The 18,575-nt window shown below is 42.4% G+C and carries 16 protein-coding genes; 11 read left to right on the forward strand and 5 right to left on the reverse strand.

The window, feature by feature from the left end:
• The first annotated feature begins 209 nt into the window (after positions 1-209).
• Together ACFO4R_RS09675 and ACFO4R_RS09680 are read left to right on the forward strand one after the other, a co-directional pair.
• Entirely contained in the window at positions 210-788 is a 579-nt protein-coding gene (locus ACFO4R_RS09675) for a TetR/AcrR family transcriptional regulator (RefSeq protein ID WP_379788905.1), read from the forward strand.
• A gap of 506 nt (positions 789-1,294) precedes the next feature.
• Positions 1,295-1,858, forward strand: coding sequence for a hypothetical protein (locus ACFO4R_RS09680; protein WP_379788906.1), 564 nt, complete (start codon positions 1,295-1,297; stop codon positions 1,856-1,858).
• 686 nt (positions 1,859-2,544) lie between these two features.
• On the opposite strand, the gene ACFO4R_RS09685 is transcribed toward ACFO4R_RS09680, so the two are convergent.
• The 4 genes from ACFO4R_RS09685 to ACFO4R_RS09700 all read right to left on the reverse strand — a co-directional run bounded on the left by ACFO4R_RS09685 (position 2,545) and on the right by ACFO4R_RS09700 (position 7,461).
• Positions 2,545-2,736 carry a PspC domain-containing protein gene (locus ACFO4R_RS09685; RefSeq protein ID WP_379788908.1) on the reverse strand — a complete coding sequence of 64 codons (192 nt, stop codon included), beginning with the start codon at positions 2,734-2,736 and terminating at the stop codon, positions 2,545-2,547.
• A 420-nt stretch (positions 2,737-3,156) separates the two neighbouring features.
• The gene (locus ACFO4R_RS09690; protein WP_379788909.1) at positions 3,157-5,190 is read right to left on the reverse strand and encodes a urocanate hydratase; all 2,034 of its coding nucleotides are present in this window, start codon (positions 5,188-5,190) and stop codon (positions 3,157-3,159) included.
• Positions 5,191-5,353: 163 nt separating this feature from the next.
• Entirely contained in the window at positions 5,354-6,073 is a 720-nt protein-coding gene (locus ACFO4R_RS09695; protein ID WP_379788910.1) for a hypothetical protein, read from the reverse strand.
• A complete protein-coding gene (locus ACFO4R_RS09700) occupies positions 6,070-7,461 on the reverse strand; it encodes an AAA family ATPase (RefSeq protein WP_379788912.1) in 1,392 nt (463 codons plus the stop codon). Before ACFO4R_RS09700 ends, ACFO4R_RS09695 begins: the two co-directional genes overlap by 4 nt.
• Positions 7,462-7,887: 426 nt before the next feature.
• On the opposite strand from ACFO4R_RS09700, the gene hutI reads away from it, so the two are divergent.
• Entirely contained in the window at positions 7,888-9,156 is a 1,269-nt protein-coding gene (hutI, locus tag ACFO4R_RS09705; RefSeq protein ID WP_379788914.1) for an imidazolonepropionase, read from the forward strand.
• Positions 9,157-9,608: 452 nt separating this feature from the next.
• Here hutI and ACFO4R_RS09710 read toward each other — a convergent pair whose 3' ends face one another.
• A complete protein-coding gene (locus ACFO4R_RS09710) occupies positions 9,609-10,475 on the reverse strand; it encodes a MerR family transcriptional regulator (RefSeq protein ID WP_379788915.1) in 867 nt (288 codons plus the stop codon).
• Positions 10,476-10,889: 414 nt separating this feature from the next.
• Between ACFO4R_RS09710 and ACFO4R_RS09715 the strand changes: the two genes are divergently transcribed.
• From ACFO4R_RS09715 to ACFO4R_RS09750, 8 genes are all read left to right on the forward strand, one after another.
• The gene (locus ACFO4R_RS09715; protein ID WP_379788916.1) at positions 10,890-11,405 is read left to right on the forward strand and encodes a GNAT family N-acetyltransferase; all 516 of its coding nucleotides are present in this window, start codon (positions 10,890-10,892) and stop codon (positions 11,403-11,405) included.
• 678 nt (positions 11,406-12,083) lie between these two features.
• Positions 12,084-12,416: a YqfO family protein gene (locus tag ACFO4R_RS09720; RefSeq protein WP_379788917.1), complete on the forward strand. Its 333-nt coding sequence runs from the start codon at positions 12,084-12,086 to the stop codon at positions 12,414-12,416.
• A gap of 133 nt (positions 12,417-12,549) precedes the next feature.
• Entirely contained in the window at positions 12,550-13,035 is a 486-nt protein-coding gene (locus ACFO4R_RS09725; RefSeq protein ID WP_379788918.1) for a GNAT family N-acetyltransferase, read from the forward strand.
• A gap of 11 nt (positions 13,036-13,046) precedes the next feature.
• On the forward strand, positions 13,047-13,268 hold the full coding sequence (locus tag ACFO4R_RS09730; RefSeq protein ID WP_379788919.1) for a DUF3784 domain-containing protein: 222 nt from the start codon (positions 13,047-13,049) through the stop codon (positions 13,266-13,268).
• Between the two features lie 41 nt (positions 13,269-13,309).
• Complete coding sequence (locus ACFO4R_RS09735) at positions 13,310-13,639, forward strand: DUF6881 domain-containing protein (RefSeq protein WP_379788921.1); 330 nt, start codon at positions 13,310-13,312, stop codon at positions 13,637-13,639.
• Complete coding sequence (locus tag ACFO4R_RS09740) at positions 13,636-14,958, forward strand: ATP-binding protein (RefSeq protein WP_379788922.1); 1,323 nt, start codon at positions 13,636-13,638, stop codon at positions 14,956-14,958. The genes ACFO4R_RS09735 and ACFO4R_RS09740 overlap by 4 nt, the downstream gene beginning before the upstream one ends.
• Positions 14,959-15,207: 249 nt before the next feature.
• Complete coding sequence (locus ACFO4R_RS09745) at positions 15,208-16,050, forward strand: response regulator (RefSeq protein ID WP_379788923.1); 843 nt, start codon at positions 15,208-15,210, stop codon at positions 16,048-16,050.
• Positions 16,051-16,523: 473 nt separating this feature from the next.
• Entirely contained in the window at positions 16,524-17,993 is a 1,470-nt protein-coding gene (locus tag ACFO4R_RS09750) for an alanine/glycine:cation symporter family protein (protein WP_379788924.1), read from the forward strand.
• The last annotated feature ends 582 nt before the right edge of the window (positions 17,994-18,575 follow it).

Genomic DNA, 18,575 nt, shown 5'->3' on the forward strand with positions numbered 1-18,575 from the left:
AAACGAATATGTAAAACGACCGCTCCTTCTTCATACTTGCCTTAAAAAGATAAACAAAACCCCCTCTCTCTTTTTGAGAGCTTTAACAGCAACACTGTAAATGAGTTTTGTAGAGAATAAAGAAAATTTATATTGACAGGATCTGCAATCTTTGGTATTTTATAGGAAATGAATAAAAAAAATAATTCATTCAAGAAAGAGGAGGCTTTATGGACGAAAAGAAACTATTGTTGAATAAGGCAGCATATGAAATATTCCTGCAAAACGGCTATAAAGCTACCAATATTGTCGAAATCTCAAAAAAAGCGGGAATATCCGTCGGAGCATTTTACAAATACTATGATTCAAAAGAAGATTTATTTACAGAAATCTATATTCGTGAGAACGAGAAGATGAGAGGGGCTCTGTTGAAGGAAATCGACTGGAACTTGCATCCGCTTCAGGTTATGGAAGAGTTGTTTCAATACATTCAAGAACATATGCTCAACAACAAAATTTTAGCGGAATGGAATAATTCCAAGATCAATGACAGATTGCAACAGTACTATCTTTCGGAAGAGGGGATCAACAACAACTCCTTTCATCAATTTCTTCTAAACTATATCGACAGATACCTGAAAAAATCGGGCTACCGAGAAGACGAAATCGCAAAAATCATCCGTGTATACGAGATGATGTACTTTATCGATTGTAATGTGAAAGAGGAGGAGTTTGCCGACAAGACAGAAACCCTAAGGGTGATGTTGCATTACTTTATTCAGGGAGTTTTAAAAAGCAAGTTGGAATAGGGAATTTCGGTTCCCTTTTTATTCGATAGAGACTGAATGAATATATTAGATTATTCATTCAAAGAAAAGAGGTGTTATTATGTTTCGATAAAATCATGTGGATATCGACATGTATAAACTTGTTTCCTCTCCGGTGAAATAAGGGGATTGATATCAACTGTTCCAACAATTTACAGAATGTATTCCAAGGAGGAGTATGCTATTTTCAAGACAAAAGATTATGTAAAGAGGCAAGTGTAACAAATTCATCGACATGACGGTATAAACGGGTGTTATACTAAAACCCAATTAAAATGTCCGGTGTATGGGAGGTATAGAGATACATCGGAATTGATAGTAAATGAAAGTGCAAACGCAACGAGGACGTTTTTGGAGCTGAAAACCAAGTCGTGAACCATAGCAAATGTTTTGGAGGTTGCGGAGTTTAAACTGTATACATGAAGAAGTTAAACAATCAATCATATCAAACAAGTTCAGTGCCTGTATTTCAAGAGAAAGGAAGAATTATGAAGAGAGAAATCCAACTGAAAAAAACTGTGAAAACAATAGCGGGAGTCTGTATACTTTTGAGTTCCGCATTGAGTATTCTGTATGGAGGAATGTTGTTTCCCCCAAGCCTTACCGATGTGGACTTTATGAGTTTTTTGGTAGGATCCATGATCGGTATTGCAATAGGCCTATGTATGATTTCGAGTGTTACAAGCCTTGTAAAACAAGGCTTCATCATTATTTTGGGCATAACTGTTTCCGCCTACTGCTTTCTGTTTGAAATGGATTTGCTTATAAAATTGATAGCGAGCGTTTGTATCATGGGACTTGCAATCGTATTGGCTTTTTGGATTGCTTACAAAGACAGCGAAAGCACTACAGTCAAAATATGCAAAAAATGTTCCGCCGTATCAGTAGAACATCTGGAGAAATTTTCAAGTGAACACGGGTATACTACAAGATACGGGTGTATTGGAATGTGTGCAGGCAAGAGCAATCAGCCTGAACATTATGTGGGATTGAAAAACGGGAAGCTCATTCAGGCGAAATCGGAAAAAGACTTTTTTGAACAGTTGAAGTAATATCAAAATGGATTTAAAACTCCGAGTTAGACAGGTTGATATACCCATCAATTCCAACTGTGCTATAAAGCCTTTAATAGTACAAAGATGCCGGATAATACTACTAATCACTTGAGTTATGAATATCTATGATCTGCACTATATGGAAGGTAACACGAAGGTTTGTGGTCGGAGAACATAGATATAATTCCAATGCTATCGGAAATAGTATACGACTAAATATCAATTTGTCCTTCTACGGTTATCTGTTCGAATTCACAGGTTCAACTCACCGAAGCATATTATTCTCCAAGCGGTGTTTCGGTAAATGAGATAGGTTTTAACCCCGACAATTCAAAGGGAGAATCGTATTAGACTGTATGTCACAGAGCTTCAGGTAAAGAATCGTATTGGAACAATTACTCCTTCTATCAGAAACATCCCTCGGCCGAGGGATGTTTCTTTCTGTCTGATACTGTTATTTATTTGAGTTATTGATATCAACGATTTATACTGCATAGGAAATGAAACGAAATTTCGTAATCGCAGAATAGATATGGTCGCATTTTCAGCAGATAACAGTATAACAAGGGTCTTGCTTTAAGATCCACGGATTTCTGAGGAAATCCCGTGAAAATCAGAATACGGGTTTCTGTATTTGGTAAAACAGCAGAAAAATTATGTTGTATCTTTGTGTAGTATTTTCTCTAAAAACTTCCCTTCGGACGTTTGGGCAAAAGAACCGCCATAATGATATACAGCAACAGCCCGCTTCCCGTAGCGATCATAAAGGCCCAAATGATCCTTATAACGGTGGAGTCGATGTCGAAGTATTCCGCCAAACCTCCACAGACCCCTTCGATCATTACATCGGAATTGGATTTATACAGCTTTTTCACAGTAGATCCCTCCTTTATAGTATTTATATTCTTGTATGGATATGTTGCAATCACCATCCATTTCAACTGTGCCGCAAATTCTTTAGAGTGACGGTTGAACACTTTCACTCCTTTGCGTTATGGGTATCAACGACCTTACACTCTATATACATACAATACTATTCTTCGTTTAAAATGCCGGGTATATAGAGCCGAAAAAACGATTTGGAGAATTGCAGTTCAAATCATTCGACCTGTCAATGTGAACGGATAGCAGTATAACCATACTTCTATCGGATAACGGTATTATCCCTATCACTACATCCACTCTTATTCTACCGCCTTTTCTTTTGACCTTCATCAAAAAAACATAAGAAAGCCGTTACAAAGACATTACAAAAAAATCGGCAGCACCCCAAGGATACCGCCGACTTATATCGATTATTTCTTCAAATTTGCATATACTTTTGCAACCGCTTCTTTTACTGCAGTTTCATCCGCAAGATAGGGGATGGTGATATGCTCTTTTCCTTCTTTCTCCCTGTTGAACTCGAGAACGGTTTCAATGGAGTGCTCGTTTCTCGCCCAGCTTCTTCTTGCAACTCCGCCCATTACGTCCCAAGATAGTGCCGATTTGACGATCTCATCCGCTCTCTCACTTCCATCGAGCACAAGTCCGAAGCCTCCGTTGATCGCTTTTCCGATCCCGACTCCTCCTCCGTTGTGAAGAGCAACGAGACTCATTCCTCTGGCTGCGTTTCCGGCATAGCACTGCACTGCCATATCCGCCATGACATTACTTCCGTCCTTGATATTGGAGGTCTCTCTGAACGGAGAATCCGTTCCCGATACGTCATGGTGGTCACGCCCCATCATGACCGGCCCGATTTCGCCGTTTCTTACCATTTCATTGAACTTCAGTGCAATCTCAATTCTTCCCTTAGCATCCTGATACAGGATTCTCGCCTGAGTGCCGACTACCATTTGGTTCTTCTCCGCATCACGGATCCAGTTATAGTTGTCTCTGTCCTGATATCTTCTCTCCGGATTGATACAGCTCATCGCTGCCTGATCCGTCTTGATCAGATCTTCATGTTTTCCGCTCAGGCACACCCAACGGAAGGGCCCGTATCCGTAATCGAACAACTGCGGTCCCATGATGTCTTCTACATAAGAAGGCCAGATAAATCCGTCTTTTTCATCCACCCCGTTTTTCGAGATCTCTTTTACCCCCGCATCGTAGATTGCCTTCATAAAGGAGTTTCCGTAGTCGAAGAAGTACACTCCTCTTTCGCTCAAGGTTTGAATCAGTTCGAAGTGCTTCTTCAAGGTTTTATCCACCAACTCGTTAAACTTCTCCTGATCCTCCGCCAAGAGTCTGGTTCTCTCTTCAAAACTGATGCCTTGCGGGCAGTAGCCTCCGTTGTATACGTTGTGGCAGGAAGTCTGATCCGACAGAAGGTCGATATGGATGTTATGATCGACCACATACTGCAACAGATCCACGATGTTTCCGTGGTAGGCAATCGACATTGCCTCTTCTTTTTCCATCGACTCCTGTGCCCACTTGATCGCTTCCTCCGCCGATGCCGTCATTTTTCGAATCCATCCTTGATCCAAACGGGTGCGAATCCGGGATTCGTCTACCTCCGCAACAATGGCGACCGCATTTGCAATTTCGCCCGCCTTGCCTTGTGCCCCGCTCATTCCTCCAAGGCCGGATGTCACAAACAGCTTGCCTCTAAGATCTCCGTCTTCGGGCACGCCGAGGATCATACGTCCCGCATTCAATATCGTGTTGTAAGTGCCGTGCACGATGCCTTGAGGTCCGATATACATCCAACCTCCCGCCGTCATCTGTCCGTAGTTGGCAACTCCCATCTCCTGAGCGATCTCCCAATCTTTGAGGTTGTCAAACATTCCTATCATCAAAGCATTCGTAATGATGACTCTCGGAGCGGACGGTTTGGATCTGAACAGACCCAGAGGATGTCCCGACTCGATGACCAAGGTCTGATGGTTGGTCATCACCTCAAGATATTTCATGATCAGTCTGTACTGCATCCAGTTTTGGCACACACTTCCCGTTTCTCCGTAAGTAACGAGTTCATAAGGATAAAGGGCTACTTCATAATCGAGGTTGTTGTCGATCATTACTTGGAAGGCCTTTCCTTCGATACAGTTTCCCTTGTATTCGTCGATGGGCTTGCCGTAGATCCTTCCCTCCGGACGGAAACGATACCCGTAGATCCTTCCTCTTGTGGTGAGTTCTTCCAAAAACTCGGGGATCAACTGCTCGTGGAACTGCTCCGGAATGTATCTCAAAGCGTTCTTAAGAGCAACCTCCGTCTGACTTTGAGAAAGCTGAAATCCTCTGTCGGGTGCTCGTCTTATTCCTTCTTCAAACTTCGGCATCTCGGGTAACATGTCATCAAGTTTTATTGTCATCGCCTTTGCAATTTCTGCGTTGTTCATAATCATCCTCCTTCAAAACCTTCTTAACTTCATTAAGAAAAATATCTCTTTTTCTTGTATTCCTATCATCAGTATACTCTCTACCTCGTCTCCAAATCGTCAACATACGAAATGTTTTTTGACGTTTTTCGTCCCTTGTTCTCAAAAAACAAATTTGACGATTCTACCTTCCTATCAGAGCGTCCTCCTCTCGCTCGGCCAATATCTCTTCAAGGAAGAGGTTGAAATTGGTATATCTCTTAAGTGAATTGTTCTCCTGCATAATAAAATCCCAGCTGTCGTAGTAGTCCATCTTGACGGAGAACTCACTCTCACAGATAAAATCTACAAAGGCCTGTTCGTCGTCGGCATACTTGTCCTGAAACCGATGCGCATACTCCATTTTACTTCTATCTCGCACGGAGATCTCATTGTGCAGGACGTGCTCAAGGTTGCACGAAAAATAAAACATCCGATAAGGAACATTCCCGTACACATTCTTGGTCGACAGGAGGATATTGACCGACGCCTGTTTCTTTTGATTTCGCGTCCACACCCTCTCCTTGCTCTGATTGTAGATCATTTCCTGCGTATAATGAAACTCTTTGTAGCGTTCATCCTCCATGATGTAGTCCTCGGACACGAAGGCTCCATCCGTATCGATCAGGTGGACAATCTCCTTGTAGTCCTGTTTCAAAAACTTTCTTCTTCCCCCCGAATTGATGATGTCGGTAAGCTTTCGTCTGATATTGTTACCCTTGACGCCCGCATTGGCGGTGATATCTCCCTGGACAACCTCGAAGACGACGCTGTTGTCCTTCTCCAAAAGAGTGTGTAAGCTCAGTTCCAAACTCTCCCTATCCGTGATTCCTTCTACAATAAACAAGATTACTTTTTTTCTCATAGTTCTTTTTCACCGGCCTTACGGAATGCCCTGCTGATCTTGGCACTGTTGGTCGTGAGATAGATCTCCTCGCTCTGTCCTCCCAGAAGGATATCTCTGTAGTAGGTGTCACGCAGGTTGTTGTTGGGTCTTCCATTCTTGAGTTTGATATAACGGTTGTTGGGATTGACCGTTGTAAAGATCAGGTTATTCTTGTCAAGGATCTCCAGGGGTCTCAGATTGTGAGAGGTAAAGATCAACTGACCCTTGGACTTCTCCTCCACGATCTGGAGAATCTCCCCGAGGAGGTATTCGAAGATGCCCGCATCCAACTCGTCGATCAGCACCGTGATCGTCTCACTGTTGTAAAGGGCAATAAGCATATGAAGAACCGCAACGATCTTCTTGATTCCGTCAGACTCATAGCGTATCGGAATCTTGACTTCACCCCTGCACGACATCATCTCGAACATCACCATCTCCTTGCCCGTCTCCGACATCTTGCGTCCCAATTCGACGATCTCAATGGACAGCCCCGGAATGATCTCCTTGAGGACCTTGTTGGAGGCCTCCAAGATTCCTTGCGTTTGCTTCATCGCACTCACTTCAAGTTCCGACGGTTTGTTGAGTGCGATGGGAATCTGGCCGAAGACCGAAGTCTTTCCGTCTTTATACTGCTTGAAAGCGATCGGCAACATCACGTTCGCATCGCTCAAAGCGATCTTTTTGTTGTCGATGATGAACAGACAGGTCTTTGCAAAAAAACGCAGCCTTTCTAAAATACAAAATTCCTCGGGAACCATTTCCCTCTTCTCATCCAAAAGAGCTATGAGTTCATTGGAGAAAATAAAGCTGCGGTTTCTCTCATGCGACATCTTTTTGCCTACCAGCAGATCCACCTTGCTCTTATAGAGACGTGCCACCTCGGAGTGTCGATACTTGGGAGACAGAGCGTTCTTGTCATAGCGACTGCTCACAAGGTTGAACTCTCGCCCCTTCGCTCCTTCTTTCTTGCTGATACATCGATACTTCACCGACTCTTCCTCAATAAAGGCGGAGGTTTCATCCTTGGCGATGATACACACGTACCGGACGAGATAGCCCTCATCGTCTTCCTTCTTCCCGAGATACATCTCGACCTCAATCAAGGCCCTACTCTTGCCTGATTCGATGTATTCTCCGACATCCTCGGGCAGACTCTCTCCCTCAAAGAGGGACTTGACCAAGCTGATCGCACTGATGACGGAGGTCTTTCCCGAACCGTTCTGTCCGTAGATCCCCGTGATACTCCCCTTTCCTTCTTCCGACTCCTTCAGATCCGATATATCCATAACTCCGTAGGATACATTCTTGTAGTTTTCCAATCGGATCCTCGTTATTTTGATAATATCCTGTTCAAAGTATTCCACAATTATCACCCCTCCTGCGCATCGACGGCCTGTCCGCTTCCAAGCCGAAAAATTCTCTTGCAGACACGCCTCATACTATTATCCGTTTAAATTATTGACATCCGGGATCTGCACCTCATATAGTGCCGAACCGCGTTTTTGTGTTCTGTCAGGGAGATTCTTCCCCGTTTCAATCGGAGAACAGCACCAATTTCTTACGTTCTTATTTTTTATTATACCAAACAAACCGCGGTTTTTCTACGGACGTCGGTCTCCTTCTCAAAAAAACAGAACGATCCGACACAGAGATATCCGACTTCCCGGCACTTTGGAAACTCATTGCTACTCTTGACGTTTTATAGATGTTTAAAAAGGATAATTAGGGTATAATGGTAAAAGAATTATGAATTTTTTATGAACCTATTATGATATATTGGAGGAAAAACTATGGCAGCGGATAAGGTATTGGTTCACTTAAACCAAATTTTTTGCCCTAATGATACGGGCTCTCCCCTCAGAGGGAAACAAATGGATGAGGCGGTGATTTTAAACGACGGATATATTGCAATCAAGGATGGAAACATCCTTGCCGTCGGAGAAGGAGAAGTTCCCGGCGAACTGATCTCTTCGTCCACGGAGGTCATCGATCTTGCAGGTTGTGTTGCGACCCCGGGTCTGATCGATTCTCACACCCACCTGGTACACGGAGGAAGCAGGGAAAATGAGTTCTCCATGAAGCTCAACGGCGTTCCCTACATCGAGATCCTGAAGGCAGGCGGAGGTATCCTGAGCAGTGTGACCTCCACAAGAAACGCAAGCTTTGACGAACTTGTCGAAAAGTCGAAAAAACATATGGATACCATGCTGATCCACGGCGTTACGACCGTAGAAGGAAAAAGCGGTTACGGTCTTGAATGGGAGACCGAGAAGAAGCAAATGCTCGTTGCAAAAAAACTCAACGAGGTCCATCCCATGGATGTGGTATCGACCTTTATGGGAGCCCATGCCGTACCCTCTCAGTACAAGGAAAATCCCGAGACCTTTATCGACATTCTGATCAACGAGATGATACCGAAGGTCGCCGAGGAGAACCTTGCCGACTTCTGCGATATCTTCTGTGAAGAAGGAGTGTTCAGCGTGGAAGAATCCCGTAGGATATTGACCGCAGCGAGAGAGCACGGCCTGAAATTGAAAATGCACGCGGACGAAATCGAATCGATCGGCGGCGCGGAGCTCGCCGGAGAACTTGCAACACACAGTGCCGAGCATCTGATGGCTGCTTCCGATGAAGGGATTCGTGCCATGGCGGAGGCGGGAGTCATCGCCAACCTTCTTCCGGGAACAACCTTCTCCCTGATGAAGACTTCCTATGCTCCCGCTCGAAAAATGATGGACAACAACCTCGCCCTTGCCCTCTCTTCGGACTTCAACCCCGGAAGCTGTCCGACCGAAAACCTTCAACTCATCATGCAGTTGGGCTGTCTTGCCATGAGGATGACACCGGTAGAAGTGTTCAACGCCGTAACGATAAACGCGGCACACTGCTTGGATGTCGCTGACAGAGTCGGCAGTCTCAAGGAAGGAAAACAAGCCGATATCACCGTCTTCGAAGCTCCCAACCTCGACTACCTGCTCTACCACTTCGGAGTCAATCAGGTAAAACAGGTTTACAAAAAAGGAGAACTTGTCATGGAAGATCGAAGGGTTCTATACTAAAAAACAGGGAAATAAAAAACCGACAAGAAGAGGCTTGCAACATAAACCGTTCTTATGTTGCAAGCCTCCTTATTTGTACGGGATTTATTATCTGTTGCATCGATCATTGATATCGTTATACTGTTCTTGATTGCGTGTGAACGTAGTTATTGCATACCATCCTCCGACAAAACAGCCGTCCGAAGAAGCGATATCATCTCTGAAGAACGTATGGATTTAAGAAGTGCAGTGCTATACACCCCGGAAATTCAAACAGATAACAGTATTGCAAATGACAGGACGTTCCCTTGTTCCTTGCAAAGCACAAGCCATGAACACCTGTGCTTCAAAGAGCTGACAGCATAAATCCCCTCGCCCCTTTGAAACACTCCTCCGCATACAGCTCACATCGCCGACGGTTTCACCGATCCTTCATAAATAGGTATCCTTCATAACTTTCGGTACCGACCCTACTACCGTCTCCTCTCTATCCTGTATTTTTGAACAAAGTGTTCATTTGCCTTCAATATCGTTTTATAATACCGATCATATGACGGCGAAAACTCCCTGATTAAAGGCAAAGCTATTTCAAAATAATTTATTTGTGCCATATAATTCTCAAGTTTTTTCTTTATCGAATACCAAAGAGAATCTCTGTACTCGTCACTCTCTTGAAATTCAAGGTAGGTCCTGATCTCTTCGTCATGTTGCTCACACCAATCTTCAATCTCTTCTAAATCGCCGATCCTTTCGTTGATGGAAAACGTCATATTCTCGACTTCCATACCCTCCGCTCCCTTTTCGAGAAAGTCGACCTCCTCTTTAGATAGACAAAGCGGAGGCAGGCCATCCATAAACTTCACATACCTGTCAAAAGCTGCCTTCCCTTTCTCGTCAAGTTTGTCGGACAAAAACGGTTTGTAGTTGAAAAAGAACAGCTGCCCGAAATATCCCGGAAAGACCCTTGTCAATTTTTGATAGACGGTTTCTTCCTGTTCGATATTCTTCAACCTGTCTTCGATCACATTGAGTTCTTCTCCCCTCAAAAGAGCACTCAGAGCCTCCTCCTTCTTCCTTTCGATCTCATTCTTCAAGTGTTTTTCACGTACGATGGAACCCAATATCGACTTCGTATCCGAACGGAGGATCGCTTTGATCTCCTCTACCGAAAGTCCCAATCTTCTGTAGAGCCCGATACTCCTAATCCTGTCGATATCCTCCCTGCTGTATCGCCTGTATCCGTTTTCATCCCTCTTTGTGCAAAAAAGCCCCTTGTCTTCATAATATTCCAATGCCTTACGCGTCAGTCCGGTCAACATTTCCACTTCATTTCTAAGCATTTTCGCCACCTCCTTAATACAAGGATAAGCCTGTTCCCCGAGTGCAGGTCAAGTGTCATTTGTGTTTTATGATAACACACTCTCCCAACCTCTTCCACTCGTTCTTCTCAATAAAGTTTGGCAAAGATATTGAACAAAACTCAAAAAATAGATATATTGTAAGGGAGTATATCGATAAATCGGAAGTTGTAGATGTAATACTATTCTCCGTTTGAAATGACGGGTATATAAACTTGTCATTGCCGCAAAACAACTTGGATAATGGGCTGCTTCAAAATATGAAGATTCCGACTCAAATAGATTATTTAAGGAAGATACTTTCAGAATGAACCTTTTGAATTCACATTTGGAAAAGATGGATGAGGCGCAATGTCAAGAGAAACATAATAGAAAGAGAAATGAGGTTTTCATAAAATGTTACTTAATAAAATAATAGAAACTCCAAGACTTGTGATACGATCTTGGAAAAAGTCGGATGCTGATTTTACTCTGTCTCTTTGGGGCGACAAAGAAAATGGAATGTATATGTCTGATCCTGCCTTTGAAAATCAAGATGAAGAATACCTTCAATCTATTGATGAGATGGAAGACAATCCTGACGGATATTATATGATTGCTGTTTTGAAAGAAGATGGCAGTCCGGTTGGAACTTGTTGTGCATTTCCTGAAAATGAGAACTATGATATCGGCTATTGTATTTCTAAATCGCATTGGAAAGAAGGGCTCGGAACCGAAATGATCGATGCACTGATTGACCGGATCAGATCGGAAGGAGGAAAATCTATCACCGGCGAGGTGGCAGATGTGAATCTTGCGTCGATTGCACTTCTTCGTAAATTCGGTTTTTCAGAAGACAGGAAAACTCGCTACAGAAAATGGGGAGAAGAAACATACTTTGATGCTCATTGCTACAAGTTAAACCTTGAGTGAAGGATTCATTTGGATTTGCTTAAAAGTTTCGATATGGACAAATACAAGGAAAAAAATAGTAACATTCTTATGAATTCGGTTGGAAACGCAACGCTACCCTATTATCAGAAAAAACTATATGAATACCTGCCAATAGGATTTTATACTAGTGTACTGACATATTGATATTCAGCTTTATTTCTCATCTCGGTTATAAAGAAAAAGAATTCATATCAAAGTCAGAATTACCGTGAATTTCAACGTGCCGTTACACTAGAGTGTATCTACGCAATCTTTTACAAAGTATAAAACTTATGGAGTATCTGAAAACTAAAAATAGTTATATAATATCAATGAAAAAACAAGCATATAGAACAATATCCAAATACTACAAATTCAAATGTTATTCAATAAAATCATGAGATTTAAAAAGTTTTGTACCTGTCAGTGTTTATGGTAATATAAAACTACAAAAAAAGGAAATTAAAAATTTATAAAGAAAATAGCATGAAATAAATTAGGGTGATTTAAAAACTAGCCATATTCCAGTAAATGAAAGTGAAAAGCATATGGAATAAATGTGTTTAACTGCTTTACAAAGCCTTGTTTGAAACGCTTAAAGACTTTTCAGATACCCCCTAAATGAAAAAGAAAGTTCCCTATGATTATGTATAGTAAAGTCTACAAGGAGGAAAAGTCGTGAAACAGGTCAAATTGGAAATTTTTATGCCCGAAAGTTATTTGGAATCTTTACTTTCGAAGCTTTCGGAAATAGGTGCTTGTAGGATAGGACGCTATTCCTATGTGTCATCGTATTCTAAGATCTATGGAACTTGGATGCCGGGAGAAGGAAGCAATCCTTATGAGGGAAAGACCGGCGAAATTTCGCGAGGCGAGGAATATAAACTGGAGGTTCGCTGTCCTTATGATCAGGTGCAAAAAGCGATTGACATCATTCGAACATATCATCCTTATGAGGAGCCGGTGATCCACATTATTCCTTTATTGAACCATGAGTTTGTTGAAAGATAAGAAGTTTTTGTAGATGGTTGCTGTATAAAAATTACAATTTTATGAGATAACCTACAAAGTATGGAGGTAGAGTATATGTGGAATTACTGCCGATTTATAAAAATAACCATCGGAATACGAATCGGAGGCAAACATGGATTACAACATAAGAGAATTAAAACGCAATGAAACCAAACTGTTGGATACATTTCTATACGAGGCTATTTTTATTCCCGAAGGTGTACAAGCTCCATCGAAAGATATTATCAAACACCCGGATCTGCAAATATATGTTGCGGATTTCGGCAAGAAAGAGGATCTCTGTTATGTTGCAGAAGTTGAAGGAAGGGTAGTAGGAGCGGTATGGACTCGTATAATAAATGATTACGGTCATATTGATGATGAAACACCGTCCCTTTCTATTTCACTTCTCAAGGAGTATAGAAATCTGGGTATTGGAACCGAACTTATGAAACAAATTCTTTTGACTTTGAAGGAGCAAGAATACAAGCAGGTTTCATTGTCGGTTCAAAAGGCGAACTATGCAGTGTATATGTACAAAAAAGTAGGTTTTGAAGTTGCTTTTGAACACGAAGAAGACTATATTATGATTTGTAACCTTGTCCATTTGAAGTTGTAAGGAGAGGACTTATGACAATATTAAAGATGATGCTGATAACAGTTGGAGTGGCTTTTTCATTATTCGGCTATTTAATTTACTTTAAAAAACAGTATGATTTGATCAACGGCTTTGAAGAGGATCATAAGGCAGGCAGAAAAACAGAATCTTATGCTAAAAAAGTCGGTATGATTCAAATGATATCAGGACTGCTGTTATCGTTGATCGGAATTTGTGTGATAAGCACTAAATAAATCTCGGTTTATCATGGAGGACGTTGACCTTGGAAGAGTCTATGGAATATATACAAGTATTTATGGAGTATGAATCTGTTGATATGCCTTTGGTATATTTTTATGAAGTTGACCTAAGTGAGGGCCGGTTTGCTCATAGAGCAATGGAAGTGTTTACAAGCAGGAAGGTCCACCATATGAAGGATCTGTACTCCGATGTTATAGAGAAACTTCCGATTCCAACCCTTGATGAGCTCAATACAGGCGTTTGGGGAGAGGGCTTTTATGCAGTCCTTATCTCCCGGGAAGACTTTGAGAGGGTATGGAAGACCGGAATGTACAGCGGAAGTTTAACTTCCTTTCATCTTCAAAAAGACAAGGATCGCTTATGAAAAACAAATTTCAATATTCAAGAACAACTTCAAGAGGCCTTCTTCCCTCCGACGACTGGAAGGAAGCATGGATCATCGCCTTTTTTATCGCGGCGGGCTCACAATTTTATATCGATGCCTTTACCAACGGCTTTATCATTGCCTTTTCCGTTGTGATCTTCCCCATCTTCCTCTATCTGTATCGAGAGCACTCGATTACAAAAATCTGTTTGATGACATCGTTCTTCTCCCCTTTTTTCCGAGCGGCGATCATCACCTTCCGACAGCTAAAAACCTTCTCCATCGCTTTGGCTACAGTCTATCCGGAGTGCATATTTTATTTCAGCTACAGTCTGATCTATTACCTTCTCTATCACAGACGCCAGTTAAAATCCGGCGGAAGAGACTTTCGGCGTTTTGCCCTCGTTGTCTTCCTCTGCGATTGGGTATCGAACGTGATTGAGATTTCGCTAAGAAACGGTTTTCGTGCGATTCCGGATACCCTGTACTATCTTTGGATTGTGGCTGTTTTTCGGACACTTCTTTCCTGTATCCTTATTACCGTCATCAATTCTTCCGAAAATTTCATCCTGCAAAGGGAGGATCGACGCCGCTATGAAAACCTGCTTATGATGAATTCCGTATTTCAGTCGGAATTGTTTATGATGAATAAGAGTATTGTGGATATTGAAGATGTGATGAAAAAATCCTTCGATCTCTATCGAAGCTTGAACACGCAGCCGGAATTTGCACAGTGGAAAAGCACCGCCCTCGAGATCGCCAAGGATATCCACGAAATCAAAAAAGAGTATATTCGGGTGATTCAAGGAATCCAAACCCTCTTTGATGAAAAAGAACAGAGTGCTTTTATCAGCGTTGAACAGCTTATTGATATGATATCCATCCATATTCTCGGGGAGGAAGGATTCAATGATAAAAAAATTGAATTCAGCAACCGCTATCATTTCGATGCAAAAAAGGTAGGCGTCAAAAACTATTATCAACTGATCCCGATCCTACGCAATCTACTCTCAAATGCTGTGGATGCAACTGTCGAATCGGAGTCTCCTTCTATTCGGATGAATGTCTATCGCGGAAACGGAACTATTTATTTTTCCATCAAAGATAACGGAAGGGGAATGACAAGTCGGGAACAGAAGATGATCTTCCTTCCCGGCTACTCGACAAAGTTTGACAAAAAGACGGGAAACATCAACCGAGGTCTGGGTCTTCCCATTGTCAAAGATATGGTGGACTTCTTCGAGGGAAGCATAGAAGTCGAGTCCGTCTTCGGCAAATTTACGGAGTTTAAGGTCTCCATCCCGGAAAAAAACCTTTGATTTCAAAAAACGATCGAACCCGCACTACACAAAGATAAGACAGCTCCTCGATACCCGTTTTGTACTATTTTTCGTTCAACATATCAGGCAAACAGAATATATATTTACCGGAAATGTTTTGAGCGATTGTAGAATTGAAACTTCTCGACCGGACAAGTTTAATAGACAATAGTATTACAGGACACAAGAATTTTATACTTGTATGGTGTCGACTAAGAATAAACATGGAAACAAAGACAGGAGGATGAGATGAAGTTTTTTTTGATCGACGACGATATGGGGGTTATCCAAACCCTGAAAAATATTATCGAAAGCTCGGATCTCGGAGATGTCGTGGGCTATACGACCGATTCGACCTCGGCAGCCTCGGAGGTCCTGAGCTCAAAACCGGACATCGTACTGGTCGATTTTTTGATGCCTGAAAAAGACGGTCTCACTGTAATTGAAGAAATCAGTCGTTATTCTCACGGTCAACGTTTTATTATGATCTCTCAAATTTCGGACCAACAGCTGATTTCCGATGCCTATTCCTATGGGATCGAATTCTTCATTCACAAACCCATCAATGTCATAGAGGTCAAAAGCGTAATCGAAAAGGTGAGAGAAGCGGTTCGCATGGAAGGGCTTCTCAAAAAAATCAAAACCATTATGGGGGATGAGCCTCTTGAAGAGCCTTCAAGAAGCAGAGCTTCGGTCGAAACTCCTATGGATGTCTGCAAAAAGATCCTCAACGAACTCGGCATGATTGGAGAAAAAGGGAGTAACGACATCCTCGGAATCATGGAATTTTTGATTTCCAACTCAAGCGAGTACGACAAAAACACAATTTCGGACTATGGAAAGAAGATCGATGTCTCCGAAAAAGTCATACGACAAAGGATACGTCGCGCCTTAAAGAAGGGAATGACCAACCTGGCGAGTCTGGGACTTGAAGACTATGCCAATCCGACTTTTGAAGCCTACAGCAACACCTTGTTTGACTTCTCCCAAATTCGGGTGGAGATGGATGCTCTGCGCGGAAAAAGAAATGGAACGGCAAAGGTCAACGTAGATAAATTTATTCCCACCTTATTTCTGTACTTTGATCATTGATACGACTTATTTGAATGATACGATTATCCGGTAATGATATTCGTCGATTCCCTATGTGCCTTATACCCTTTCTTCAATCAGGATTTCATTTGAAAAGCAGTGTAAGAACTGCCCTACAAGGGCATCTTGTACTTTTGGCCTCACTTGACAGACGGCATAAAAGTCTGTGCGTTGAAGATCTTCAATAAACTCCGCTTAGGTGATCCTGTCAATAAAAGCCGGGTATTGACGAGTTTCGTTTATCAACAGGATATATTATATTTCTCGGTCGCTTTAATAAGGGAATGGGAGCAACATCAAACAAAGAATTGACAGAGATCTCCGCCTCGAAATAATTTCCCGACACAGAATTGTCAGAAAAAATATTTCTAAGATTTTTGAGATTTTTTTGAAGGATTTTGATTTTTTTTGAACCTCTCTCTTAAAATTAAGAAAGCAAATGAAATTTCGTTTAATTTTAAGGAGGAGAAAAAATGGATCTGGCAACATTAACAGGAACCATCGCCGGTTGGCTATGGAGTACCCCAATGATTTTACTGTGCTTGGGAGTGGGATTGTATTTTACGATTGCAATGAAGGTACCTCAAGCGAGGTTGCTCAAAGATATGGTAAGCAACCTGCTCGGTGGCGGAGATTCCGAAAATGGAATTTCATCCTTTCAAGGTTTTGCAATGGCCTTAGGCGGAAGGATCGGTGTAGGAAATATCGCCGGTGTGGCAACCGCCATCTATTTCGGTGGACCCGGAGCCATCTTTTGGATGTGGGTCATCGCCTTTGTAGGCGCTGCCTGTGCTTTTTCCGAATCCGCTTTGGCTCAGGTTTGGAAAGAGGAGATCAACGGCGAATACCGCGGAGGTCCCGCTTACTACATAGAGCACGGAACCGGTTTAAAATGGCTGGCTGTTCTGTTTGCCATTGCGGGTATTATTGCAAACGCTTTGACAGGACCTACCATCCAAGCTTTTAACATTGCGGATGCGGCAAAGAACGCCTTCGGTATCAATCCCGCGATTGTAGGTCTGTCAGTGGCTTTTTTGTTTGCCGTCATCATCTTCGGAGGTCTCAAACGAATCGGAAAAGTAGCGGAGTACATCGTTCCGTTCATGGCAATCGTCTACATCGTCTTGGCTCTGATTATTCTCGTGATCAATGCAAGACAGATCCCTTCCATGTTCGCTCTTATCTTCCGTTCCGCTTTCGGAAAAGAAGCCTTGTTCGGAGCAATTTACGGCAAGACAATTATGTGGGGAGTAAAACGTGGAGTATATTCCAGTGAAGCCGGCATGGGCTCGGGAGCACAGGCTTCCGCGGCGGCAGAAGTATCCCACCCTGCAAAACAGGGGTTGGCTCAGTCTTTCTCCGTCTACGTGGATACCCTCTTTGTATGTACCGCAACAGGACTGATGATTCTGTCAACGGGCTGTTACAACGTCGTGGATGCAGCAGGGGATCTTCTTGTAAACAACCTTCCCGATGTCGCTCAAGGAACTGCTTACACACAGGCTGCGATCGACTCGGTCTTCCCCGGCTTCGGATCGATCTTCATCGCTGTGGCAATGTTCTTCTTTGCTTTTACCACCCTGCTTTCCTTTGCAGTATACAGCGACTGTAACGTCGCCTACCTGTTTAAAAACAGCAAGTATTTCAAACAGATCACTATGGGCTTCAAGGTGCTTCTGTTGGTTATGATTGTCTTCGGAAGCTTAAGAAGTTCCGATGTGGCATGGAATATGGCGGACATCGGTGTGGGACTTTCCGCATGGATCAACCTGATTGCAATGATCCTTCTAAGAAAAAAAGCTATCGCTGTCTTAAAGGACTACGAAGACCAGAAAAAACAGGGACTCGACCCCGTATTCTCACCGGAAAAAGCGGGTTTCAAGAACGCAGGACTTTGGAACAGCATTTCCAAACGAAGCTATTCCAACCTGAACGCCAAATAGAGCTTGCCTACAAAGAACGTACAAACTCTGATCTAAACTGTCTTGACTACGGGGCAACTTCGTTACTGACAAAGCCCCGATTCATACCGTTACCTATTTGAGTTTTAACTATAAGCGCTCCTTTGGCCACAGACTCGATTTGTATAAAGAATGTGCTTGAATGTAAGTTTTATTATACGAGGAAACACCGTCTCGATCTCTCAGTTTATAAGGCTCGAAAGTTTGCCAAATCAAAATCTCCAAGAATTTCATCCTTCCTGTAGAATTGCTTTTGTGCCGACTTCTTCGAATTATATGTTGTCCATAATAGAAGGAAAAAGAGTAGCTGATTACTATTATTCCTTCTATTGTGGATATCAACGTTCTGTGACCTGTAGAAGATAAAACAATTTTTCGTGGTCGAAACCCATACCTCTATTGGAGAACAGTATAATCTCGGTTTATCACGGAGGAAGACAAGATGAGTAAGAAAAAGATATGGATCATTCTATTTATTCTTTTAACCGTCCTCTTAGAGCGTGTCTACACAAATTAAACAAGGCATCTTAACCATAAAACGATCGATGCCAAATGAACTGCTCC

The organism is Filifactor villosus (genome assembly GCF_042652965.1).
GTDB classification, from domain to species: Bacteria; Bacillota; Clostridia; order Peptostreptococcales; family Filifactoraceae; genus Filifactor; species Filifactor villosus.